The organism is Ruegeria profundi (genome assembly GCF_049800715.1).
Taxonomy (GTDB): domain Bacteria; phylum Pseudomonadota; class Alphaproteobacteria; order Rhodobacterales; family Rhodobacteraceae; genus Ruegeria; species Ruegeria profundi_A.
In genome coordinates, this window is the sequence record NZ_JBNAFO010000010.1 from 40,339 (window position 1) to 62,768 (window position 22,430).

Annotated in this window: 19 protein-coding genes; 15 read left to right on the forward strand and 4 right to left on the reverse strand. The window is 58.7% G+C overall.

The window, feature by feature from the left end:
* Positions 1-16: 16 nt before the first annotated feature.
* Positions 17-1,795 carry a sensor domain-containing diguanylate cyclase gene (locus ACP15L_RS16015; RefSeq protein WP_425084953.1) on the reverse strand — a complete coding sequence of 593 codons (1,779 nt, stop codon included), beginning with the start codon at positions 1,793-1,795 and terminating at the stop codon, positions 17-19.
* Between the two features lie 180 nt (positions 1,796-1,975).
* Here ACP15L_RS16015 and ACP15L_RS16020 point away from each other — a divergent pair, with 180 nt between their 5' ends.
* Positions 1,976-4,372, forward strand: a complete 2,397-nt coding sequence (locus tag ACP15L_RS16020; protein ID WP_425084954.1) for an ATP-dependent helicase — start codon at positions 1,976-1,978, stop codon at positions 4,370-4,372.
* A gap of 3 nt (positions 4,373-4,375) precedes the next feature.
* On the opposite strand, the gene ACP15L_RS16025 is transcribed toward ACP15L_RS16020, so the two are convergent.
* Positions 4,376-4,666 (reverse strand): DUF1330 domain-containing protein, encoded by a 291-nt coding sequence (locus tag ACP15L_RS16025; RefSeq protein ID WP_425084955.1) that lies wholly within the window; start codon positions 4,664-4,666, stop codon positions 4,376-4,378.
* A gap of 375 nt (positions 4,667-5,041) precedes the next feature.
* Positions 5,042-5,266 carry a DUF1127 domain-containing protein gene (locus tag ACP15L_RS16030; RefSeq protein WP_425084956.1) on the reverse strand — a complete coding sequence of 75 codons (225 nt, stop codon included), beginning with the start codon at positions 5,264-5,266 and terminating at the stop codon, positions 5,042-5,044.
* A gap of 902 nt (positions 5,267-6,168) precedes the next feature.
* Between ACP15L_RS16030 and mraZ the strand changes: the two genes are divergently transcribed.
* The 10 genes from mraZ to ACP15L_RS16080 all read left to right on the forward strand — a co-directional run bounded on the left by mraZ (position 6,169) and on the right by ACP15L_RS16080 (position 16,081).
* Positions 6,169-6,672 (forward strand): division/cell wall cluster transcriptional repressor MraZ, encoded by a 504-nt coding sequence (gene mraZ / locus ACP15L_RS16035; protein WP_170460901.1) that lies wholly within the window; start codon positions 6,169-6,171, stop codon positions 6,670-6,672.
* Between the two features lie 4 nt (positions 6,673-6,676).
* Complete coding sequence (gene rsmH, locus ACP15L_RS16040) at positions 6,677-7,669, forward strand: 16S rRNA (cytosine(1402)-N(4))-methyltransferase RsmH (RefSeq protein ID WP_425085058.1); 993 nt, start codon at positions 6,677-6,679, stop codon at positions 7,667-7,669.
* Positions 7,666-8,034, forward strand: coding sequence for a cell division protein FtsL (gene ftsL / locus ACP15L_RS16045; protein ID WP_170374977.1), 369 nt, complete (start codon positions 7,666-7,668; stop codon positions 8,032-8,034). The genes rsmH and ftsL overlap by 4 nt, the downstream gene beginning before the upstream one ends.
* Complete coding sequence (locus ACP15L_RS16050) at positions 8,031-9,818, forward strand: peptidoglycan D,D-transpeptidase FtsI family protein (protein WP_425084957.1); 1,788 nt, start codon at positions 8,031-8,033, stop codon at positions 9,816-9,818. The genes ftsL and ACP15L_RS16050 overlap by 4 nt, the downstream gene beginning before the upstream one ends.
* A gap of 22 nt (positions 9,819-9,840) precedes the next feature.
* The gene (locus ACP15L_RS16055) at positions 9,841-11,322 is read left to right on the forward strand and encodes a UDP-N-acetylmuramoyl-L-alanyl-D-glutamate--2,6-diaminopimelate ligase (RefSeq protein ID WP_425084958.1); all 1,482 of its coding nucleotides are present in this window, start codon (positions 9,841-9,843) and stop codon (positions 11,320-11,322) included.
* Positions 11,319-12,713 carry a UDP-N-acetylmuramoyl-tripeptide--D-alanyl-D-alanine ligase gene (locus tag ACP15L_RS16060; protein ID WP_425084959.1) on the forward strand — a complete coding sequence of 465 codons (1,395 nt, stop codon included), beginning with the start codon at positions 11,319-11,321 and terminating at the stop codon, positions 12,711-12,713. The genes ACP15L_RS16055 and ACP15L_RS16060 overlap by 4 nt, the downstream gene beginning before the upstream one ends.
* 35 nt (positions 12,714-12,748) lie before the next feature.
* Positions 12,749-13,831, forward strand: coding sequence for a phospho-N-acetylmuramoyl-pentapeptide-transferase (mraY, locus tag ACP15L_RS16065; RefSeq protein WP_170468019.1), 1,083 nt, complete (start codon positions 12,749-12,751; stop codon positions 13,829-13,831).
* 18 nt (positions 13,832-13,849) lie between these two features.
* Positions 13,850-14,197: a hypothetical protein gene (locus ACP15L_RS16070; RefSeq protein WP_425084960.1), complete on the forward strand. Its 348-nt coding sequence runs from the start codon at positions 13,850-13,852 to the stop codon at positions 14,195-14,197.
* A 3-nt stretch (positions 14,198-14,200) separates the two neighbouring features.
* The gene (gene murD, locus ACP15L_RS16075; protein ID WP_425084961.1) at positions 14,201-15,601 is read left to right on the forward strand and encodes a UDP-N-acetylmuramoyl-L-alanine--D-glutamate ligase; all 1,401 of its coding nucleotides are present in this window, start codon (positions 14,201-14,203) and stop codon (positions 15,599-15,601) included.
* A gap of 99 nt (positions 15,602-15,700) precedes the next feature.
* On the forward strand, positions 15,701-16,081 hold the full coding sequence (locus ACP15L_RS16080; protein WP_170719031.1) for a glycine zipper family protein: 381 nt from the start codon (positions 15,701-15,703) through the stop codon (positions 16,079-16,081).
* Between the two features lie 23 nt (positions 16,082-16,104).
* Here the strand turns inward: ACP15L_RS16080 and ACP15L_RS16085 are convergent, their stop codons facing one another.
* On the reverse strand, positions 16,105-17,283 hold the full coding sequence (locus tag ACP15L_RS16085; RefSeq protein WP_425084962.1) for an NAD(P)/FAD-dependent oxidoreductase: 1,179 nt from the start codon (positions 17,281-17,283) through the stop codon (positions 16,105-16,107).
* Positions 17,284-17,532: 249 nt separating this feature from the next.
* Here ACP15L_RS16085 and ACP15L_RS16090 point away from each other — a divergent pair, with 249 nt between their 5' ends.
* The 4 genes from ACP15L_RS16090 to murC all read left to right on the forward strand — a co-directional run bounded on the left by ACP15L_RS16090 (position 17,533) and on the right by murC (position 22,399).
* Entirely contained in the window at positions 17,533-18,606 is a 1,074-nt protein-coding gene (locus ACP15L_RS16090; protein ID WP_425084963.1) for a Hint domain-containing protein, read from the forward strand.
* A 126-nt stretch (positions 18,607-18,732) separates the two neighbouring features.
* Complete coding sequence (gene ftsW / locus ACP15L_RS16095) at positions 18,733-19,896, forward strand: putative lipid II flippase FtsW (protein ID WP_170374992.1); 1,164 nt, start codon at positions 18,733-18,735, stop codon at positions 19,894-19,896.
* Positions 19,896-20,993 carry a UDP-N-acetylglucosamine--N-acetylmuramyl-(pentapeptide) pyrophosphoryl-undecaprenol N-acetylglucosamine transferase gene (locus ACP15L_RS16100; RefSeq protein WP_425084964.1) on the forward strand — a complete coding sequence of 366 codons (1,098 nt, stop codon included), beginning with the start codon at positions 19,896-19,898 and terminating at the stop codon, positions 20,991-20,993. Before ftsW ends, ACP15L_RS16100 begins: the two co-directional genes overlap by 1 nt.
* Positions 20,990-22,399, forward strand: coding sequence for a UDP-N-acetylmuramate--L-alanine ligase (gene murC, locus ACP15L_RS16105; RefSeq protein WP_425084965.1), 1,410 nt, complete (start codon positions 20,990-20,992; stop codon positions 22,397-22,399). Before ACP15L_RS16100 ends, murC begins: the two co-directional genes overlap by 4 nt.
* Positions 22,400-22,430 lie beyond the last annotated feature (31 nt).

Here is a 22,430-nt window from a genome sequence, read left to right on the forward strand (position 1 = left end):
CGATTCGGCAAGAGGATCACGCCGCATCAGGCTTCTGTTTGAGCGATTTTGGCCCCGGACATTCAGCCGCCGAGTCGGTATGACCACTTGCAACGCGAACCTGATTTCGGCCGTTATCCTTGGCTGAATAGAGGGCATCATCGGCCGCTCGCATCAAGTCTTGCGGCATCGTCCCATGTGCAGGGTAGTGCGCTACTCCAACCGAGATCGTGATCCGAGGCAGGGACTTGTCGCCATATCTGACCGACACGGCCTCGACCGCTTGGCGCAGGGTTTCAGCCCGTGTCACCGTATCATCCGGCGTGTTGTCGGGGAGAATCAGCATGAACTCCTCGCCGCCGATTCGGCAAGCGATCTCATCGCGGTCGCACCCCTGTTCCAAGGCGGCGCCCACGGCGCGCAGAACCATATCACCCGCGTCATGCCCATGTGTGTCGTTGAACTTCTTGAAATGATCCACATCCACCGCGATCAGGCTGAGCGGCGCACCGGTCCGCTGGCTGCGACTGATTCCCCGGCGGAGGCTGTCGGTCATGTGGCGTCGATTGAACAATCCTGTCAGAGGATCGCGCACGGACTGGTCATGCAATTGATCACGCATCCGCACATTGGCAATCGCCATGCTGATCTGTTCCGCACAAAGCTGCGCCAGTTTCTTGCTGGCGTGAAAGGCCTCACACTTCCCCTCATGGGCGCGCAGGTGCAACAAGCCGACCGTTTCGCCATGAGCGAGAATTGGAAAACAGAAATAGGCCCGCCCGTCATGGGGTTCGGCATGCTCGCAGACAAAATCAATCTCGGAGGCACCGAATTCATAGGTCCGTCCACGGCGTAAGCCCCAGCAGCCCTCGGGGTGGATATGCGCCTTGTGGGTGCCACCGTTCCAACTGGCGCATCCGTCCAGAACATCGCGCGAGTTGGAATAGACATAAACACTGCCCTCAGCCTCGGGCAGGATGTGGGTCATGAAACGTGAGACCATGTCGAACAGCTCATCCAGCGAGCGGCTGGATTGCAGCCATTCATTCAACTCGCCCAGCAGTCGGACCTCGCGCGCGAGGCGCAGTTGGTCATCCATCAACTCTCGTTCTTTCTGCGCACGCACGCGAAGCACGCCCAACTGCCTGCGATTGTTGCGATGCACGATCAGGATCACTGCCGTCAACGCCAGCAGGACCACCGCACTAATCGCAATCAGCGACATTTGAACCCGATCAATGAACAGGTTCCTCACATCAGTGATGTCGGAATAGAACTCAATCGCGCCGAGGAACATTCCGCTCTGAATCACCGGCGTATAAATTTCGGCCACATGTCGGGTGTTGCTGTCCAGATTCTCCAACTGGTCGGCGTTTAGCGAATCCACCTCGGCGATGGGCTTTTCCTCATGCTTGTAGAACAGGTTGCCCATGGCCACTACGTCCGTGAAATAAGGTTTGGTATTCACCGAACCGACATCACCATCGCGGGTCGACCAGAACACCTCACCCGAGGAATCGAACAGCTTGAAGTGGTAGATATCCGAAGTTTCGGGCAGCAAGCTTAGAAAAGCCTCATCATGTTGGCTAAGGATATGTCGTTCGAAGCTGGTCTTGACGTCAAAAAGCTGGCTTTCCACCTTCTTTTCAAGGCGTAGGGCGTGATGGCGCAGATCCGATTCCAGCATGCGGTCCACAAGAGGGGCGGGCAGTGTATATATCCCCCAACAAGCCAAAGCTGTCAGAGCGATCAGCGTTGCCGTGCTGACAAAGACCTTTAGCTTGCCAATAAGGCGTGCTTTTGCCGTCTGTTCCATACCCACATTCTCCCACAAAGTGCGGAGTAGCATCTGTGAGAGGTTTTGACAGAGTGTTAACTTCCTTGCATGTGGGGGCGTGAAAATGATTAAGATTTGTAAGACCCCGACGGAAAATTCGCGCGAACAAGGCGTGAACAAACCCTTTTCCTTTTGGCCCATCCAGCGTAGTTTGCCGATATGAGCAGTTTTGATGAAATGGACGCCTTTGAGGGCGCATCGCTATCGGCGCGCGCCATGGCCGCGCGACCTACGCCCTATCTGGACGGCCTCAATCCAGCGCAGCGCGAAGCGGTTGAGCAGCTAGACGGACCGGTGCTGATGCTTGCGGGCGCTGGAACAGGTAAGACCAAAGCTCTGACCACACGGATTGCGCATCTTCTGACCACTGCCAAGGCGCGTCCGAACGAGATTCTAGCTGTGACCTTTACCAACAAGGCCGCGCGCGAGATGAAAGAGCGGGTGAGCCGTCTTCTTGGCCAGCCCGCCGAAGGGATGCCATGGCTGGGAACCTTCCACGCGATCTGCGTCAAACTGCTGCGTCGCCACGCCGAGCTTGTCGATCTGAAGTCGAATTTCACCATTTTGGACAGTGATGATCAGTTGCGTTTGCTCAAGCAACTGGTGCGGGCTGCGAACGTAGATGACAAGCGCTGGCCTGCGCGGATGCTGGCCGGAATCATCGATGACTGGAAGAACCGCGCTGTGACACCTGACAAAGTGCCGGTCGCGGATGCCGGGGCCTACAACAACAAGGGTGTGGAGATATACGCTCAATACCAGACCCGCTTGCGCGAGTTAAATGCGGTGGATTTCGGTGACCTGCTGCTGCACATGGTCACGATTTTCCAAACCCATCAGGACGTTTTGGAGCAATACCAGCGCTGGTTCCGCTACATCCTCGTGGATGAATATCAGGACACCAACGTCGCCCAGTACCTCTGGCTGCGTCTGCTGGCCGGAGGGCATAAGAACATCTGTTGCGTGGGCGATGACGACCAGTCGATCTATGGTTGGCGCGGTGCCGAGGTAGGCAACATCCTGCGGTTTGAAAAGGACTTTCCTGGCGCCTTCGTAGTGCGGTTGGAACAGAACTACCGCTCGACCCCCCATATTCTGGCGGCTGCGTCGAATGTCATTCGCGGCAATGAAGGCCGCTTGGGCAAAGAGCTTTGGACCGATGCCGAAGACGGTGAAAAAGTTCGACTGATCGGCCATTGGGATGGTGAGGAAGAGGCACGCTGGATCGGGGAAGAGATCGACGCGATGCAGGGCGGCACGCGCGGTGTGCGTCCGATGAACCTCGACCAGATTGCCATTCTGGTTCGCGCCTCGCATCAGATGCGCGCGTTTGAGGATCGGTTTCTGACGATTGGGTTGCCTTACAAGGTGATCGGCGGCCCTCGGTTCTACGAGCGGATGGAGATTCGCGATGCCATGGCCTATTTCCGGCTGGTGGTCAGCCCCGAGGACGATCTGGCGTTTGAGCGGATCGTGAACACGCCCAAACGCGGCCTCGGCGACAAGGCGCAACAGACGATTCAGGTTGTGGCGCGCCAAAACGGGGTATCTCTGGTCGAAGGGGCGCGGATTGCGGTTGAGAATCAGTTGATCAAGGGCAAGGGCGGCAAGGCTCTGAGCGAGTTGATAGACGGATTGGCGCGGTGGAATGGGCTGACGCGCGGGCCAAGGATCGAGGTCGATGACGACTCGGTCATCGACGATGGGGTGTCGCCCATTCGCTACGGCGCGCCCGAACACACACATATCGAGCTGGCGCAGATCATCTTGGACGAGTCCGGCTATACGGGGCATTGGCAGAACGACAAGACGCCGGAAGCGCCGGGCCGGTTGGAGAACCTCAAGGAACTGGTGAATCAGCTGGACAATTTCGAGAACCTGCAAGGGTTTTTGGAGCATGTCAGTCTGGTGATGGACAATGAACAAGAGGGTGACGGGGCGAAGGTCTCGATCATGACGCTGCACGCGGCAAAGGGGTTGGAGTTTCCTGCCGTGTTCCTGCCGGGGTGGGAGGACGGTTTGTTCCCCTCGCAACGCTCCATGGACGAATTGGGCCTCAAGGGTCTCGAGGAAGAACGGCGGTTGGCCTATGTGGGCATTACCCGCGCTGAGGAGGTCTGCACGATTTCTTTCGCGGCGAACCGGCGGGTGTTCGGGCAATGGCAAAACGCGATGCCATCACGGTTCATCGACGAATTGCCTGAGGACCATGTGGAAGTTCTGACGCCTCCGGGGCTGTATGGCGGCGGGCAACCAGCCGCGACAATCGAAACCCGCGCGGCTGAGGCGAATGTCTATAACTCCCCGGGCTGGAAGCGGATGCAGGCGCGGCAGGGCCAGTATGGGATGTCCCAGCCGAAAGAAAGCCGGAATACGGTGATTGATGCCACGGCCATTGCCAGCTTCACCTTGGGTGAGCGGGTGTTTCATCAAAAATTCGGATACGGCGCGGTTACCGGCATCGAAGGCGATAAGGTCGAGGTCGATTTCGACAAAGCAGGCGTGAAAAAGGTTGTTTCTCGGTTCCTGACCGCCAAGGATGACGTTCCGTTCTGATCTTTAGAGGCCTTCGACCAGCACCAGATTGGCCGTCGCTGTCTTGCGTCTGATCTTGGCCAACTCGATATAGTCCGGGTCGTCTTTCCACGCCCGGGCCGCGGCTATGTCCGGAAACTCCATCAGCACGATGCCTTCTTCGGCCCAACTGCCTTCGACAATCTCTACGGGTTTTGAAGAAATGGTCAGCAGGCGCCCACCGTGCCGGTCAAAGATGGGCATGAAGCCTTCAAGATTTTTCTGATACCCGTCCGGGTCATGAATGGAAATCTGGGCGATGAAATAGGCGGCCATGACGCACTCCTGAATAATCGTAACTGCGCCGATCTTATTCCGTTTGCCCAAAAAGCAAAAACGGCGGTTTCCCAGGGAGGAGGAAGGGAAACCGCCGTTCTTTTCTACATCAGGGCAGGGAGGAGGAGAGCCCAGATGTATCTAAACCCGGGTTTGAGCCCGGTATGAGGAAGACGCGGCGACGTCAGGGAGGAGGAAAGACGTCACCGCGCGCTTTCAACACCAGGCAGGGAGGAGGAGAGCCCGGTGTGTCATGGTCCGGCGTTGCGAGGCCGGTATTTGGTGCGGCGACGTCAGGGAGGAGGAGAGACGCCGCCGCTGATTACAGACCCTAAAGGGAGGAGGAAGGGTCTGATCTCGTGTATTCCTGTGCGCTTAACGCGCGGTGAAGTCGTCAGCCGCCTGACGTGCCAGGCCGCGGATCATTGCACGGCTCAGGCCGAGATCGGTCAGCTCGCGGTTCGACAGCGCGGACAGCTCACTTACCGTCTGGCGGTACAGGCGGTAGCGGGCAAAACGTGTCTTTGCGGCCTCGATCATGGTAGTGATACCGCCAAAGTGAGTGCCTTTAAGTGCCGGTGTGTTTGTTGCCATTGCCATCTTGTTATTCCGTTCATTCTTGTCTTGCTGACCGGTGCCAGCGTTTGCTTGAGACTGAAAATAAGTGAATGCTGCGATTGCACAATAGCCTGCAACGTCAATGCTGCTATGCAGCAAATGCATGGATATCAGAGCCTTGTCAGTCGCGGTTTGAAATCACCCATGATTTTTTGGGGTTTGCGGGACCTTGGGCGCTAAGTCTTGGTCGAGCAAAGATTCCTTCTCACCATTCGACTTGCCCGGAGTTTGAGCGCAGCTGCGAAAGTTTGTGCGTTTGATGGACGCTTTGTTTCAACTCGATCACGGGAAAGCGATCTTAGATCGTGGCTTGGGAATTCGTGGGAGCAGATCAAAGCGGCCAAATTCCACGCGGTTTCCTTCTGTGTGATTCTTTGCTTTTTGCGTTGCTGACGGGTCTCAGCCGGCATTTATTCTGAGAATTCGAATTTTTTTTGGGAAATCATGGGTGATCGCGGGAGGTTCATGAGGTCACCATATCTAGCGATCGAATGACTTTTGGTGTCGATATGAGGTGTGTTGGTTCTGAAATTGGCTCAAAATACACCTTGTTTTCATAACCCGTATTAGATGGTGCTCAAAAATTCCTGTTGATTTCCATGAATTCCCATGTCATCCCTAATGCATCCGATGAGGACGAGGCAGCAGGGGCAGCAAACGACCCCAACCAAAAATAATCAGGTTTCATACAGGCATCTCGCTTTCATCACTCAAGAGATCCGGCGCGCGGGCGAGCAGACATCCCCCCAGGTGGCGCGTGCAGCTGGACATCCCGCAAAGCGGGCCAATGCGGCGGGTTGATCAGTGGCAGCAGATCAACCCGCCGTTTTTCATCCGGGGGGACGTGAAATTCAAGTGGGGCGCAAGCGAAAGGGACAGTCGTCTTGGCGCGCAGGTTTAGAGGTGAAAGCCACCATAAGGTGGACACGAAGGGCAGGGTCTCGATCCCGGCCTCGTTTCGCCGTGTGCTTGAATCGTCTGACCCCAATTGGCAGCCCGGTGACAATCCTGAGCTTGTGATTGTCTATGGCGACCACCGCCGCAAATACCTTGAATGCTATACCATGCAGGCAATTGATGAGGTCGACGATAAGATCGACGCTCTGCCGCGTGGCTCGATGGAGCGTAAGATGCTTCAGCGTATGTTCCATGGTCAGTCCTTTCCCACCAATGTGGATGAAACCGGGCGTCTGGTTTTGCCGGCCAAGCTGCGCAACAAGATCGACCTTGAGAATGAGGCCTTCTTCATAGCCGCCGGTGACACCTTCCAGATCTGGAAGCCTGAGACCTATGAGGTCGAAGAGCTCGCCAAAGCCGAGGAATGGATGGACGATCTGCCGGATGATTTCGACCCGATGGTCTATCTCGATGGCGTTGGGGACGCGTAACGGCATGTCCGGCGCTGTCTCTTCATCTTCGAACCCACATATTCCTGTCTTGCTGCGCCCTTTACTGACGGCGGTATCTCCGGTGGCGGGCACTTGGCTAGACGGCACGTTCGGTGCAGGTGGGTATGCCAGAGGTCTGCTTGAGGCTGGGGCCGAGAAGGTGATCGGCGTGGATCGCGATCCGCTGGCATTTGAAATGGCCGCAGACTGGGCAGGCGACTATGGCGACCGCCTTGTGATGCAGCCCGGTGTATTCTCTCGCATGGATGAATATGCGCAGGATCTTGATGGGGTTGTACTGGACCTCGGGGTTTCGTCCATGCAGCTGGATCTAGCCGAGCGCGGCTTTTCCTTCATGAAAGACGGCCCGCTCGACATGCGCATGAGCCAGGAGGGTGAAAGCGCCGCCGATTTGGTCAACACCGCGACCGAGGCGCAACTGGCTGACATCCTGTTCCACTACGGTGAGGAGCGTGCAAGTCGACGTATCGCCAAGGCGATTGTCAAAGCGCGCGCCGAGGAGCCGATCACCACGACCTTGCGTTTGGCCGAGATCATCGAATCCTGCCTGCCGCGCCCCAAGCCGGGACAATCGCACCCTGCGACGCGTAGTTTTCAGGGCCTGCGGATTGCAGTGAACGCCGAATATGATGAGCTGTTTCAAGGTCTTATGGCTGCCGAGCGGGCTTTGAAGCCCGGCGGGCAATTGGCCGTTGTGACCTTCCACTCCATCGAAGACCGGATGGTTAAACGGTTCTTCCAGTCTCGGGCCGGTCAAACGGGTCGTGCCAACCGGTACGCGCCCGAGATAGAACAGGAACTGCCGCAGTTTACGCTTAAGACCCGCAAGGCCGTCGGGCCAGACGAGCAGGAATTGCAGGAAAACCCGCGTTCGCGATCAGCCAAGCTGCGTGTCGCGATCCGTACCGAGGCTCCGGCTGGGGAGATTGACGCCCGCGCCATCGGGATGCCGCAACTTGGGGGAAGGGCAAGATGAAGAGTATTCTGTATGTGTTGACCGCTCTGTCCGTGTTCGGATTGGCCTTGTGGGCCTATCAGGAGAACTACCGGACCCAGCAAGTTGTGAAAGAAATGCAGGCCCTTCAGGGTGAGATCGGCGTGGCGCAGGTTAGGCTGGCGGTTCTGAACGCCGAATGGGCCTATCTGAATCGCCCGGATCGCCTGCGTGAGCTGGCCGATTTGAATTTCGAACGCATGGGCCTGTTGCCCTTGCGGGCTGAGCAATTCGGACGTGCGGACCAGATCGCTTATGCCGAGGACCCCGACCTGCCGGTTGTTGACCCGATAGAGCTGCAGGCGATCACCGATATTCAGGCCTTGGGTGAGGTGCAGATTCCATGACCCGCACTCCCCTCCGCCCTCTGGCCCGCGTTCTGGATGCCCGCGCGAAGGGTGAAAACCCAAAGGTCATCGAGCGCGAGAATATCCGCCAACGCCATGAAAAGATGAAAGACCGCGCCCGTGCTCGTGCCGAGGGGCGACTATTAGTTTTGGGCCTGTTCTTCTTTTGCGCCTTCTCGGTTGTGGGCGTCCGCATGGGTATGCTGGCCACGTCAGAGGCGCAAGAGCCGTTGGCCAGTGCGCCCGGTGCTTCGATTGCAATGCAGCGCGCCAATATCGTTGATCGCGAAGGCCGCATTCTGGCGACCAATCTGGATACCTACTCAGTCTACGCCCAACCGCCTTTGATGATTGATCCGATTGCGGCAGCCGATCAGCTGGTCGCGATTTTCCCGGATCTCGACAAAGAGCGTCTGGTCAAGGACTTCACCGGCAAGCGCAAGTTCCTGTGGATCAAGAAACGCATCTCGCCCGAGCAGAAACAGGCGGTGCATGACATCGGCGATCCGGGCATCCTGTTCGGTCCGCGCGAAATGCGCCTATACCCGAATGGCAAGCTGGCGGCCCATATTCTTGGCGGGTCGGGTTTTGGCCGCGAAGGCGTTAGTGCTGCCGAAGTGATCGGTGTTGCCGGGGTCGAGAAGAAGTTTGACGACTACCTGCGAGACCCGGCCAACGGCAGCAAGCCGTTGCAACTGTCGCTGGACCTGACCATTCAGGCAGCGGTCGAGCAGGTGTTGTATGGCGGGATGAAGATCATGAACGCCAAGGGGGCCTCGGCGGTTCTGATGAACGCGCATACGGGTGAGGTGATCTCGGCCGCGTCTCTGCCGTCGTTTGACCCCAACGACCGTCCGCGCCCGCCAACCTCGGGCTTTGATCCGTCTGATAGCCCTCTGTTCAATCGTTATGTGCAGGGTGTCTATGAGCTTGGATCGGTTTTCAAAATCTTCACTGCCGCGCAGGCGGTCCAGCTTGGCTTGGTGAACTCCGAGACCATCATCGACACCTCAGGTCCGATGAAGATCGGCCGTTTCCCAATTGGTGAGTTCAACGGCAAGAACTATGGTAAGATCAGCGTGGCGGATGTGATCGTCCACAGCTCGAACCGCGGGACTGGACGGTTGGCTTTGCAAATCGGTTCGAAACGCCAGCAAAGCTTTCTGGAAACGCTGGGCATGTTCGAACCCACCCCGTTCGAGATTGTCGAAGCCGCAGGCGGTGCGCCCCTCAAGCCCAAGAAATGGGGTGAGTTGAGCACGGTCACCATTTCCTACGGTCATGGCCTGTCGACCAGTCCGATGCATCTGGCGGCGGGGTATGCCGCGATTGCCAATGGCGGGCACTATGTCAGCCCAACGATCCTGCGCCGCAATGGCCCTCAGTACGGCCCACGTGTGATGTCCGAAAACACCGCGCGTCAGGCGCAAAAGATGCTGCGCAAAGTGGTGACCGACGGCACGGCCAGTTTTGCTGAGGTCAAAGGCTATGATGTGGCGGGCAAGACCGGTACCGCCGATAAGCCCAAACCGCGTGGCGGGTATTATGATGATAAGGTGATCGCGACCTTCGCGACCATCTTCCCGGCCTACGACCCGAAATATGTGCTTATCGTCACTTTGGATGAACCCTCCATTCTGGCTTATGGAGAAAAGCGCCGGACTGCGGGCTGGACAGCGGTGCCCGTTGCGGCTGAGTTGATCGGCCGTGTCGCGCCGCTTTTGGGCCTGCGACCCCGGCTTGAGCCTGAGGCGAGCGCTGCTATAACCCTGACCTCGAATTAGGGTGCCAAAGAACAGGTGGGTCATGGGCGCAAGAACAAAGAAACTCAGCCAACTGGCCCTGACAGCACGCGGAGGCGCGAATCCCGACATCACCGGGCTGGCCGTCGATAGCCGCGAGGTCAAAGACGGTTTCCTGTTTGCAGCGCTTCCCGGTACGCGCGTCCATGGCGGTGAATTCATTCAATATGCCCTGCGCATGGGGGCCGCCGCTATTCTGACCGACGCTGAAGGCGCGCAGATCGCCGAGGCCGAACTGGCCGCATCCGATGCTGCCTTGGTTGTGGTTGAAGACCCGCGCCAAGCGTTGGCCGGCTCAGCTGCGCTTTGGTTCGGTGCGCAACCTCAGACGATTGTGGCGGTCACCGGAACCAATGGCAAAACCTCGGTCGCCACATTCGTCCGCCAGATCTGGTCCGAGCTTGGTCACGCCGCCGTCAACCTTGGCACCACCGGGGTCGAAGGCGCATGGACGGCGCCGCTGGCCCATACCACGCCCGAACCGATCACTCTGCATCGCTGTCTGTCCGAGGCCGCCGAGAATGGCGCAACCCATGCGGCGATGGAGGCGTCCTCGCATGGATTGGAACAGCGTCGTCTTGACGGAGTGCATCTGGCCGCTGCGGGTTTCTCGAATTTCACGCAGGATCATCTGGACTATCACGAGACCTTCGAGGCGTATTTCGGGGCCAAAATGGGCCTGTTCGACCGGGTATTGCCTGAGGACGGGACCGCAGTCATCAACCTGAGCGACCCGAAGGGCGCACAGGTGCGCAAGATCACTGAGGCGCGGGGGCAGTCTGTGCTGACCGTTGGGCTGGGTGAGGCCGACCTGTGCTTGATGAACCAACGGTTTGACTCGACCGGGCAGGATTTGCGGTTCTCGTGGCAGGGCAAGACCTTCCAGACGCGCCTGAACCTGATCGGAGGGTTCCAGGCCGAAAACATCCTGCTGGCCTGTGGACTGGTCATCGCAGCAGGCGACGACCCAGAGCGGGTGTTCGAGACTCTGCCGCATCTGACAACGGTCCGGGGCCGCATGCAGCTCGCCGCAACCCGCGACAACGGCGCGGCGGTGTTTGTGGACTATGCCCATACGCCTGATGCCGTCGCCACGGCTTTGAAAGCGCTGCGGCCGCATGTGATGGGCCGTCTGATCGCTATTGTTGGCGCCGGCGGAGATCGCGACGCAACCAAGCGACCGCTGATGGGAAAGGCCGCCGCCAACCACGCGGATGTCGTCTTTGTCACTGACGACAACCCGCGCAGCGAAGACCCCGCCTCTATCCGCGCCGCCGTGATGGACGGTGCGCCAGAGGCGACCGAAGTAGGTGACCGCGCCGAGGCTATTCTGCGGGGAATTGACGCTTTGCAACCCGGCGATGCGCTCCTGATTGCAGGCAAAGGTCACGAAACCGGCCAGATCGTAGGTGATCAGGTGCTACCCTTTGATGATGTGGAACAGGCGAGCATTTCCGTGGCCGCTCTGGACGGGAGGGTCGCATGACGCTCTGGACTGCGGCAGAGGCCGCCTCTGCAACCGGCGGGCGCGCCACCAATGATTGGACTGTGGATGGCGTGTCGATTGATACGCGGACATTGCAACCGGGCGACTTGTTTGTCGCGTTGAAGGCCGCGCGTGACGGCCATGATTTTGTAGCTCAGGCGCTGGAGAAGGGCGCTGGCGCCGCCTTGGTGTCATATGTCCCTGAAGGGGTGTCCGAAGATGCGCCTCTGTTGATTGTCGAGGATGTGCAATCCGGGCTGGAAGCACTCGGACGGGCCGCCCGCGCCCGGACCGAGGCACGCGTTGTGGGCGTGACAGGGAGTGTTGGCAAGACCTCGACCAAAGAGATGCTGGCCACCATTCTGGAAGCGCAGGGAAAAACCCATGCCAGTGTCGCCAGCTATAACAACCACTGGGGTGTGCCACTGACGCTCGCGCGGATGCCGCAAGACACTGAATTTGCGGTGATTGAGATCGGGATGAACCATCCGGGCGAAATTGCTCCGTTGGCCCGTCAGGCGCGCCCGCATGTGGGTTTGGTGACGACGGTGGCGGCTGTGCACCTCGAAGCGTTCGAGTCCGTTGCCGGTATCGCTCATGAGAAAGCGGCGATCTTTGAAGGGTTGGAGCCCGGTGGTGCAGCCATCGTGAACGCGGATGTCGAACATGCGGGTATATTGCGCCAGGCAGCACAAAACCTTGGCGCTGGAATCGTTGAGTTCGGTCGGCAAGGTGCAGATTACAAGCTGATCGAAGTGACTACCGGGTCCGAAACAGTTCAAGCACGGGCTGAGGTTGGTGACACTGTGTTTGCCTTCGACGTCCATTCGGCAGGTACGCATTTTGCGATGAATGCGCTGGGTGCGTTGGCCGCTTGTGTTGAGATGGGTGTCGACCTGGATCAGGCAATAGACGGTCTGCGCCGTTGGTCCCCGGTCAAAGGGCGCGGGGTTCGGGAGACTCTGCCGGTGGCGAGTGGTGGTCGGATCGAACTGCTGGATGATAGCTACAATGCGAACCCGACCTCGATGGAGGCTGCGCTGGACGTCTTGGCCGCCTCGAACGGCACGCGCCGCATCGCTTTTTTGGGCGACATGAAGGAACTGGGCCCGCAAGAGGTCGCAATGCACGCAGGCATGGCCGAGGTGAGCGCGATGACGCGGGTCGATCAGGTTCACTGCATCGGTCCGTTGATGAAAGCGCTGCACGAGGCTTTGTCGGATACAAAGAGAGGCCTGTGGTTTGAAACTAGCGCCGAGATGGCGGAACACCTGCCGGACTTGATCGAAAGTGGCGATACCGTGCTGGCGAAAGGCTCGCTCAGCATGGCTTTGGCCCGGATTGTTGACGGTCTGCGGAAAATGGGGCAAGGGGGCGCGCTTGACGGGTAACGCGCCCGTGCGCCTCGTGTGAGAAAGGTACTGTAATGCTGTATTGGTTGACCGCCCTGTCGGACGGAGGGGATTTCTGGAACCTCTTCCGCTATATTACGTTCCGTGCGGGTGGGGCCTTTTTGACGGCGCTGATCTTTGGGTTTCTGTTTGGCAAACCTTTGATAAACGTACTGCGCCGCAGGCAGGGTAAAGGCCAACCGATCCGTGATGACGGGCCCGAGGGGCATTTCTCCAAAGCCGGAACGCCCACCATGGGTGGCTTGCTGATCGTAGGGGCGCTGGTCACGTCAACGCTACTATGGGCGCGCTGGGACAATCCTTACGTCTGGATGGTGCTGTTCGTGACGCTGGCTTACGCGGCGATCGGGTTCGCCGATGACTATGCCAAGGTCTCCAAGCAGAACACCAAAGGCGTATCGGGTAAAATGCGCCTGGCGCTGGGGATCATCATCGCCGTGTTGGCCGCCTTCTGGGCGTCTTTGCATCATCCGGAGGCTTTGCAGAACCAGCTGGCGGTGCCGATCTTCAAGGATACTCTGGTTAATCTAGGGATACTCTATATTCCGTTCGCCGTTATCGTGATTGTGGGTTCTGCCAATGCCGTGAACCTGACCGATGGTCTTGACGGTTTGGCGATCATGCCCGCGATGATTGCTGCTACGACTCTGGGAATCATCGCTTATGCGGTAGGGCGCGTCGACTTTACTGAGTATCTGGATGTGCACTACGTACCCGGAACGGGCGAGATTCTGATCTTCACCTCGGCCCTGTTCGGCGGTGGCCTTGGGTTCCTGTGGTATAACGCCCCGCCTGCGGCTGTGTTCATGGGCGATACCGGGTCGCTCGCCTTGGGTGGCGCGCTGGGCGCGATTGCCGTGGCGACCAAGCACGAGTTGGTGCTGGCCGTGGTCGGCGGCCTGTTTGTGGTCGAGGCGCTGAGTGTGATCATTCAGGTTCTCTATTTCAAGCGCACCGGTAAGCGCGTGTTCCTGATGGCTCCGATCCATCATCACTATGAAAAGAAAGGCTGGGCGGAACCCACCATCGTGATCCGGTTCTGGATCATTTCGCTGATCCTCGCGATGATCGGTCTGGCGACGTTGAAAGTGCGATAATAGGAGAAGACAATGCACATGAACGACTACTACGATTTCACCGACTCAAATACAGCTGCTGGACGAGTAGCAAACTTCGTACGAGGGTTTGGTGGGACTGTAGGTTTTGCCGTGGCAACGGTTTGGTTTCTTCAAAAATCAGAAGTTTCGTGGACTGGTTCTCTGTACGCAGTTTTTGGTCTTTTGTTTTTTGTATGTACAGGTGTTGCCGCCGCATACGCATATGACGCGTTATTGAAATGGGTTACCGGCGGGAAAGATCTTAGACAACACTTTGAAGACTACAAAGGCCGTAGACTATTCATGGTGGTTTGCTTTGTGTTGCTCACTTTTTTTGTAGTGTTACTGAGGCTCAATGGTTCTTAAGCTATGATCCCGGTCAAAGGTTTCTCAGGGCAGAAGGTCGCCGTTTTGGGCCTTGGCCGGTCGGGTTTGGCGACGGCGCGTGCGTTGCGTGCCGGTGGGGCGGAGGCGATCTGCTGGGATGACAATCCAGCCGCGCGCGAGACTGCTGAAGGTGAGGGGTTTCAATGCCTTGATCTGCGCCGCCACGGGGCGTTTGATGAGATCGCCACGCTGATCGTCTCACCCGGTATTCCGCATCTTTATCCTCAACCGAACCCGGTTGTCGCTGCCGCGTTGGAGGTCGGCGTGCCGGTGGACAACGATATCGGCCTGTTCTTTCGATCCTTTGCGGGGCCGGAGTGGAACAACTACGACACGCTGCCGCGTGTGATCGCAGTGACCGGATCAAACGGTAAATCGACCACGGCGGCCCTGATCCATCACATCCTGTCCGAGGCGGGGCGTGAGGCACAGTTGGCGGGGAATATCGGGCGTGGTGTGTTGGATATAGACCCCGGCGGCGATGGATCGGTCGTTGTGCTGGAGCTGTCGAGCTATCAGACCGAGCTGGCCCGCGCATTGACGCCTGATGTAGCTGTTTTCACCAACCTGTCGCCGGATCATCTGGATCGCCACGGTGGAATGGGTGGATATTTCGCCGCCAAGAGACGCCTTTTTGCTGAGGGCGGGCCAGACCGTGCTGTGATTGGCATCGATGAGGCCGAAGGCGCCTACTTGGCGGGGCAATTGGCCGAGGGTCCGGCGGATGATCGGGTGATCCGCATCTCGGTTGAGCGCAAACTGACCGGTCCGGGATGGCAGGTCTTTGCCCGTAAAGGCTTCCTTTCGGAGTATCGCAAAGGGCGGCAGACTGGATCGATTGATCTGCGCGGTATAAAGGGGCTGCCGGGCGCGCATAACCACCAGAACGCGTGTGCTGCCTATGCCGCTTGCCGGTCTCTGGGTCTTGCGCCGCGCGTGATCGAGGATGCCCTGCACAGCTATCCGGGCCTGCCGCATCGCAGTCAGATCATCGCCGAAGTGGGTGGGGTGATTTTCGTCAACGACTCCAAGGCAACGAATGTGGACAGTGCGGTGAAAGCTCTGAGTGCGTTCAAGAAGATCCGCTGGATTTGCGGTGGGTTGGAGAAAGAAGGCGGTATCGACGCCCTGAACGGTGCCTTGGATCAGGTGATCAAGGCCTATGTGATTGGGCGCGAGGCGGCGGGTTTTGCCATGCAGCTAAAGGTCGAGGCGCAGGTCTGCACCACAATGGCCGCTGCCGTTGAGCAGGCCATAGCCGACAGTGAGACAGGGGAGACTGTCTTGCTGGCCCCTGCAGCCGCCAGTTTTGACCAATATGACAATTTTGAGCAACGCGGGGATGACTTCGCGGCGCAGGTGCAAAAGCGCCTTAACATCTAGTCCGTTTGCAATTCCTTGCCGATTGAGCGACAGTTTGCGGGTATCGGCTTGAAGCCGTTTAAGAATTTGCTTTTCTGCTCGGAAATTCAAAAAGAGGTCATGGATATGCCTAACCCGAAATCCCTTCTGATCGTCCCGGCTCTGTTGTTGGCTGGGGCTTGCACGAATACAGGCGCAAACTACGTGCCCGTTATTGATGGCCCGGTTGGCCCCAACTATCAGTCGGACCTGCTGCAATGTCAGCAACTGGCGGCGTCTCAGGCGGCGGTCGATGGATCGACCGCGGGTAACGCGGCGATTGGTGCTGCGGGTGCTGCGGCGACCACTGCCATCATTCAAGACAGCAGCGACAACCTGGGTCGCGCTGCTGCGGCAGGTGCTCTGATCGGGGCTGGGGCTGACGTGATCGCGAAGAACCAGAACAAGGAAGTCATCGTGCGTAACTGCATGCGTGGACGCGGCTATAACGTCGTCGGCTAGGGCCGCGCAGTTAGTCGTGCCGGCTAGCGCGCGGAAATGGCCTTTCCGGCGGCGTGGCCCGAGGACCACGCCCACTGGAAGTTATAGCCGCCAAGCCAACCGGTGACATCTACAGCTTCACCAATCGCATAGAGGCCGGGGACATCCCTGGCCTCCATCGTTTTTGACGACAGGTCATCTGTGTTGATCCCACCTAGAGTGACCTCAGCGGTGCGGTAGCCTTCGGTGCCTGAGGGGGTTAGCTGCCATTCGGACAGCGCCGAGATAAGATCGTTCAGCGCCGCGTCCGACTGATCGGCAAGGTTGCCCTTCAGTGGGATATGCTGGGAGAGGTGATCTACCAACCGCGATGGCAAGTGCCGGGCGAGTTCGGTGGTCAGGGCCTTGCGCCCTCCGGCTTGTCGCTGATCGCGCAAAAGATCGAACAAGGGCAAGTCCGGGATCAGATTGACGCGGATCGCTTCTCCCTCATGCCAATATGAGGACAGTTGCAACACCGATGGTCCGCTGAGGCCGCGATGGGTGAACAGAAGTGCTTCGTCAAAACTGGTGCGGTCGTTGGAAAGACGTGCGGGCAGAGAGACGCCCGACAGTTCCTTGAATCTCCCGTCCGAGAAGGTGAACGGGACCAGCGCAGCACGGGTATCTGTGACGCGCAGATTGAATTGCTGCGCGATGTCATAGGCCAGGCCGGTTGCACCCATTTTGGGGATCGATTTGCCGCCGGTTGCCAGCACAAGGTTGCGGCCGGTCAGGCTGTGCCGGGCACCTTCGCGGTCGACCTCCAGCGCGAACCCGGCTTCGGTCTTGCGCAGCGCTTTGACCTCGGTCCGCAGCCACAGGTCAGTCCCGGCCCGGGTCATCTCATCCAGCAGCATCTGAACGATCTGCTTCGATGAGTCGTCACAAAACAACTGCCCCAGCGTTTTCTCATGCCATGCGATGCCATGACGCGCGACCAGATCGATGAAATCCCATTGCGTATAGCGCGCCAACGCGGATTTGCAGAAATGCGGGTTCTGTGACAGGAAATTGGCAGGCCCCGCATACATATTGGTGAAGTTGCAACGCCCGCCGCCCGAGATACGGATCTTCTCGCCGGGCGCTTTCGCGTGGTCGATCACCAGAACCCGCCCGCCGCAATGCGCCGCGCACATCATGCCGGCAGCACCGGCCCCGAGGATGATCGTGTCGAAGGTCATGCGCTGCGCATGGCGTGGATTGACGCGGATGGCAAGGGCCAGTGAGGCTTCTGCTCAATAGTTCGATGCAGATCCAAGGGCGTGAGTTTTCGATGCGACAGGCATTGATTGCGATACCGCGCGCCTGAACAGCAACAGATTAACGTATTTTGAACCGGTGTGAGGCCTAGCACCTGTTACCTTGGCCTGAGTGACGATAAATAAGTGCCAAGTTCCGAGTTGTTTCCCGTTTTGCGGAGTGTAATCACTATGCCGACCAATGTTTTCGGTGCGTTCCGAACCGATACCGATCTGTCTGCGAATGACGTTACCTTCGATCCAACAGGCGTTGTCTTCGAGATTTCGGCCTACAGCCAGATCACTATCGAAGATGGGGCCGACGCCACAATCATCGATGGTGATGACCAGAACAACGAGTTTCCAAACGATCCAACGCAGACCTTCAATGGCAATGTGATCTTCTGGGACTTCACCATCGAAGTCACTGACGGCACCAATACGTACCAGATCGGTATCTTCGACTACGACATCGACGGCAATGGAAACTCGAACGTCATCAACGCGGAATCCGGGTTCTTCATTGGGTTTCTTGATGGCTCTGTTCCACCGCTGAACACACCTCTGACCGTCAACGGGGTTATCGACAACGGCCCCGATATTGATGTGGATACGGTGGTACCTTGTTTCGTTTCGGGCACCTTGATCGATACACCTGATGGCCCGCGATTGATTGACGATCTTGACCCGGGTGATTTGGTTCTCACTCAGGACAACGGTGCTCAACCCATCCGTTGGATTGGCAAGCAGAGCCTCGACAAAATCGACCTGACGCTGAAACCCAAGCTGAGGCCGATCCGTATCGCGCAGGGTGCTTTGGGGCAGGGGGTGCCTGCACGTGATCTTTGCGTCTCGCCGCAACACCGCATGTTGGTCAGGTCAGCCATCGCCAAACGCATGTTCGCTAAAGATGAGGTCTTTGTCCCGGCCTGCAAATTGCTCGATCTGCCTGGCGTTTCAGTGCAGACGGGAGGCGCGACGGTTACGTATATCCACCTTCTCCTTGACCGCCACGAGATCATCTTTGCCGAGGGCGCGCCGACGGAAAGCTTGTTCACGGGTCCCGAAGCGCTTAGGGCGATCGGGAAGGATGGGGTCGAAGAGTTGCGGCAAATTTTCCCGCAATTGTTTTTAGACACCCACGAGCCTGAACACGCGCGACTGGTCCCTAGACGTGGGCGCCAAATGCGCAATCTCGTTCAGCGTCACGTGAAAAACGGCAAGCCAGTGGTTCAAAGAAAGGCGCAGGCCAACAGGGGTAGATGACGCTCTTTGAGGCGCCGTTCTTCGTTTGCAAAGCTCATTTCCCTAGCCCAAACGCCAATTTCACTGTAGACTCTCAAACAGATCCCGAAAACGGGGCGCGAGTGAGGCAGTAAGTGGCGGTATCTCATGACTGAGATGGTGTATGGCGCGGTCCAGGACCAGCGCGGGGAACCGATTCTACCAAAGTGGTGGCGGACGATTGATCGCTGGACGATGTCCTGCGTTCTGATTCTGTTTGTCATCGGATTGTTGCTGGGGCTGGCCTCGTCGCCGCCTCTGGCCGGGCGCAACGGGTTTGATCCGTTTCACTATGTTGAACGACAGGCGCTCTTCGGCGGATTGGCGCTGATCGCGATGCTGCTGACCTCGATGATGTCTCCGACACTGGTGCGCCGTCTGGCGGTATTGGGCTTTCTGGGGGCCTTCGTGGCGTTGGCCTTCCTGCCGGTCTTCGGGACGGATTTCGGCAAAGGCGCTGTACGCTGGTACTCGCTGGGCTTCGCCTCATTGCAACCGTCCGAGTTTCTCAAGCCCGGATTTGTAGTCGTTGCGGCGTGGTTGCTGGCGGCCTCGCAAGAGATCAATGGCCCTCCGGGGCGGTTGTGGTCCTTTGCGCTGTGTATGGCGATTGTCGGCATGCTGGTGATGCAGCCTGATTTCGGGCAAGCCTGCCTGATCCTCTTCGGCTGGGGCGTGATGTATTTCGTGGCCGGTGCGCCGATGCTTTTGCTGGTTGGTATGGCCGGAGTGGTCGTTCTGGGCGGGATGTTCGCCTATTCCAACTCGGACCACTTTGCTCGCCGTATCGACGGATTCCTGAACCAGGAGGTCGATCCGACCACTCAGCTGGGCTACGCGACCAATGCCATCCGTGAGGGTGGTTTGTTCGGCGTCGGCGTAGGGGAGGGGCAGGTCAAATGGTCTCTGCCCGACGCGCATACGGATTTCATCATCGCCGTCGCGGCCGAGGAATATGGGCTGATCCTGGTGCTGATCATCATCGCGCTTTATTCGATCATCGTTGTGCGCTCACTGATGCGCCTGATGCGCGAGCGGGATATGTTTATCCGTCTGGCAGGCACCGGGCTGGCCTGCATGTTTGGCGTTCAGGCGATGATCAATATGGGTGTGGCCGTGCGCCTGTTGCCTGCAAAGGGCATGACGCTGCCTTTTGTCAGCTATGGCGGCTCATCGCTGATCGCAGGTGGTATTGCGGTTGGCATGTTGCTGGCCTTCACACGCTCGCGCCCACAGGGTGAGCTTGGCGATATTCTGCGCGGACGAGGCTGATGGGCAAACCTTACCTGATGATTGCGGCTGGCGGCACCGGGGGCCACATGTTCCCGGCGCAGGCTCTGGCCGAAGCGATGCTGCAAAAAGGCTGGCGCGTGCGTCTGTCGACCGATCCTCGGGGTGCTCGCTACACCGGGGGCTTCCCGCACACGACCGAGATTGTCGAGGCGTCCTCGGCCACTTTTGCACGCGGCGGTTTGGCCGCAAAAGCGCTGGTGGGGCCGAAGATTGTAGGTGGCGTAACCAGCATGGCGATGCAGATGTTACGCGACCGTCCGGACGTGGTTGTGGGCTTTGGCGGCTACCCGTCGATCCCGGCACTGGGTGCCGCGACGCTACTGAAACTGCCGCGTATGATCCACGAACAGAACGGCGTTTTGGGGCGTGTGAACCAGCTCTTCGCCACACGCGTGGCGCAAGTGGCCTGCGGTGTTTGGCCGACCGATCTGCCCGAAGGGTCCAGCGGTATTCACACCGGCAACCCGGTCCGGGCTTCGGTGCTGGAGCGGGCCGGTGCGCCCTATATCCCACCCGGCGAGTATCCGATGTCGGTGCTGGTGATGGGGGGCAGTCAGGGTGCACGGATCCTCAGCGATGTGTTGCCCGAGGCGATCGCCGCTCTGCCCGAGTTCCTGCGCGGATTCATCCGCGTCTCGCATCAAGCCCGCGACGAGGATGGCGAGAGGGTCGCGGCCTTCTACGCCGATCACGGCATTCGCGCGGATGTGCAGCCGTTCTTTGACGACGTTCCGCGCCGCATGTCGGATGCGCAGCTTGTCATCAGCCGTTCGGGCGCGTCGAGCGTGGCCGATATCTCGGTCATCGGTCGACCCTCGATCCTAATCCCTTTCGCCGCCGCTGCAGGGGATCACCAAACCGCCAACGCCCGAGGGCTGGTGCAGGCGGGTGGGGCGATCATGATCCCCGAAAAGGCGCTTGACGTTCCCTCACTGACCGAGCAAATGACCACGGTTTTAACCAACCCGGAAGCCGCACAAAAAATGGCCCATGCCGCCCTCTCGACAGGAGCCCCCGACGCCACCGAGCGCCTGGTCGCCCTTGTCGAGCAACTGGCGCAGAAGGAGACCACATGAACCCCGCAACCAAACTGCCGCAGGACGTAGGACCGATCCATTTCGTTGGGATCGGAGGGATCGGGATGTCGGGGATCGCCGAGGTGTTGCTGAACCTTGGCTACCGGGTGCAGGGGTCGGACCTGAAAGCCTCAAAAATCACGGATCGGTTGGCGTCTCTGGGGGCCGAGATTTTTGTGGGGCAGAAGGCTGAAAACCTGCAAAACGCCGCCGTGGTCGTTACCTCGACCGCGATCAAACCGGGCAATCCGGAACTGGACGAAGCGCGCGCGCAGGGCCTGCCCGTCGTTCGCCGCGCCGATATGCTGGCCGAACTAATGCGCCTGCGCTCGAACATCGCAATCGCCGGGACGCATGGCAAAACCACCACGACCACGATGATGGCCGAGCTGATGGTGGCCGGAGATTTCGACCCAACCGTCATCAATGGCGGTATCATTCACGCCTATGGCTCGAACGCGCGCATGGGGCAGGGCGAATGGATGGTGGTCGAAGCCGACGAATCCGACGGCTCCTTCAACCGCCTGCCGGCAACCATCGCCATCGTCACCAATATCGACCCCGAGCATATGGAGCATTGGGGTGATTTCGACAGGTTACGTGATGGGTTCTATGAGTTCGTATCGAACCTGCCCTTCTACGGTCTGGCGGTGTGCTGCACGGACCATGCCGAAGTACAGGCGCTGGTCGGGCGCATTACCGACCGCCGCGTGCGCACTTATGGCTTCAACGCGCAGGCCGATGTGCGGGCCGAAAACCTGACCTACAAAGCCGGCGTCGCGCATTTCGACATCCACCTGCAATACGAAGACAAGGTGATCGAAGGCTGTACTCTGCCGATGCCGGGTGACCACAATGTCTCGAACGCGTTGTCGGCTGTTGCGGTGGCACGTCATCTGGGGATGAAGGCATCCGAAATCCGCGAGGCGCTGGCCAATTTCGGCGGCGTCAATCGCCGTTTCACCAAGGTCGGAGAGATCGACGGTGTCACCATCATCGACGATTACGGCCACCACCCGGTCGAAATCGCCGCCGTCCTGAAAGCCGCTCGCCAAGCGACCGAGGGCCGCGTGATCGCCGTTCACCAACCGCACCGCTATTCGCGTCTGTCCAACCTGTTCGACGATTTCTGCACCTGCTTCAACGACGCTGACGTGGTTGCAATCGCCGACATCTTCGCTGCCGGAGAGGACCCGATCGAAGGTGCTTCGCGCGATGATCTGGTGCAGGGCCTCATCCGTCACGGCCACCGCCACGCACGCGCCTTGCTGGACGAAAACGATCTGGAGCGTCTGGTCCGCGAACAAGCTCGCCCGGGCGACATGGTCGTATGCCTTGGGGCAGGGACAATCAGCGCATGGGCGAACGGGTTGCCTGAGCGGTTGCAACGAAAACAGGCTGTTTGACGACTGATCTTATTTACTGCACAACCTGAGG

What these genes read in the sequence shown, in the direction of transcription:
- ACP15L_RS16080 (WP_170719031.1), top strand. Translation starts at nt 15,701, where the DNA reads ATGGATATGCCTAACCCGAAATCCCTTCTGATCGTCCCGGCTCTGTTG.
- ACP15L_RS16015 (WP_425084953.1), bottom strand. Translation starts at nt 1,795, where the DNA reads ATGGAACAGACGGCAAAAGCACGCCTTATTGGCAAGCTAAAGGTCTTT.
- murD (WP_425084961.1), top strand. Translation starts at nt 14,201, where the DNA reads ATGATCCCGGTCAAAGGTTTCTCAGGGCAGAAGGTCGCCGTTTTGGGC.
- ACP15L_RS16085 (WP_425084962.1), bottom strand. Translation starts at nt 17,283, where the DNA reads ATGACCTTCGACACGATCATCCTCGGGGCCGGTGCTGCCGGCATGATG.
- ftsL (WP_170374977.1), top strand. Translation starts at nt 7,666, where the DNA reads ATGAAGAGTATTCTGTATGTGTTGACCGCTCTGTCCGTGTTCGGATTG.
- ACP15L_RS16090 (WP_425084963.1), top strand. Translation starts at nt 17,533, where the DNA reads ATGCCGACCAATGTTTTCGGTGCGTTCCGAACCGATACCGATCTGTCT.
- ACP15L_RS16060 (WP_425084959.1), top strand. Translation starts at nt 11,319, where the DNA reads ATGACGCTCTGGACTGCGGCAGAGGCCGCCTCTGCAACCGGCGGGCGC.
- ACP15L_RS16025 (WP_425084955.1), bottom strand. Translation starts at nt 4,666, where the DNA reads ATGGCCGCCTATTTCATCGCCCAGATTTCCATTCATGACCCGGACGGG.
- ACP15L_RS16050 (WP_425084957.1), top strand. Translation starts at nt 8,031, where the DNA reads ATGACCCGCACTCCCCTCCGCCCTCTGGCCCGCGTTCTGGATGCCCGC.
- ACP15L_RS16055 (WP_425084958.1), top strand. Translation starts at nt 9,841, where the DNA reads ATGGGCGCAAGAACAAAGAAACTCAGCCAACTGGCCCTGACAGCACGC.
- mraY (WP_170468019.1), top strand. Translation starts at nt 12,749, where the DNA reads ATGCTGTATTGGTTGACCGCCCTGTCGGACGGAGGGGATTTCTGGAAC.
- ACP15L_RS16070 (WP_425084960.1), top strand. Translation starts at nt 13,850, where the DNA reads ATGAACGACTACTACGATTTCACCGACTCAAATACAGCTGCTGGACGA.
- ftsW (WP_170374992.1), top strand. Translation starts at nt 18,733, where the DNA reads ATGACTGAGATGGTGTATGGCGCGGTCCAGGACCAGCGCGGGGAACCG.
- ACP15L_RS16100 (WP_425084964.1), top strand. Translation starts at nt 19,896, where the DNA reads ATGGGCAAACCTTACCTGATGATTGCGGCTGGCGGCACCGGGGGCCAC.
- ACP15L_RS16020 (WP_425084954.1), top strand. Translation starts at nt 1,976, where the DNA reads ATGAGCAGTTTTGATGAAATGGACGCCTTTGAGGGCGCATCGCTATCG.
- murC (WP_425084965.1), top strand. Translation starts at nt 20,990, where the DNA reads ATGAACCCCGCAACCAAACTGCCGCAGGACGTAGGACCGATCCATTTC.
- ACP15L_RS16030 (WP_425084956.1), bottom strand. Translation starts at nt 5,266, where the DNA reads ATGGCAATGGCAACAAACACACCGGCACTTAAAGGCACTCACTTTGGC.
- rsmH (WP_425085058.1), top strand. Translation starts at nt 6,677, where the DNA reads ATGTCCGGCGCTGTCTCTTCATCTTCGAACCCACATATTCCTGTCTTG.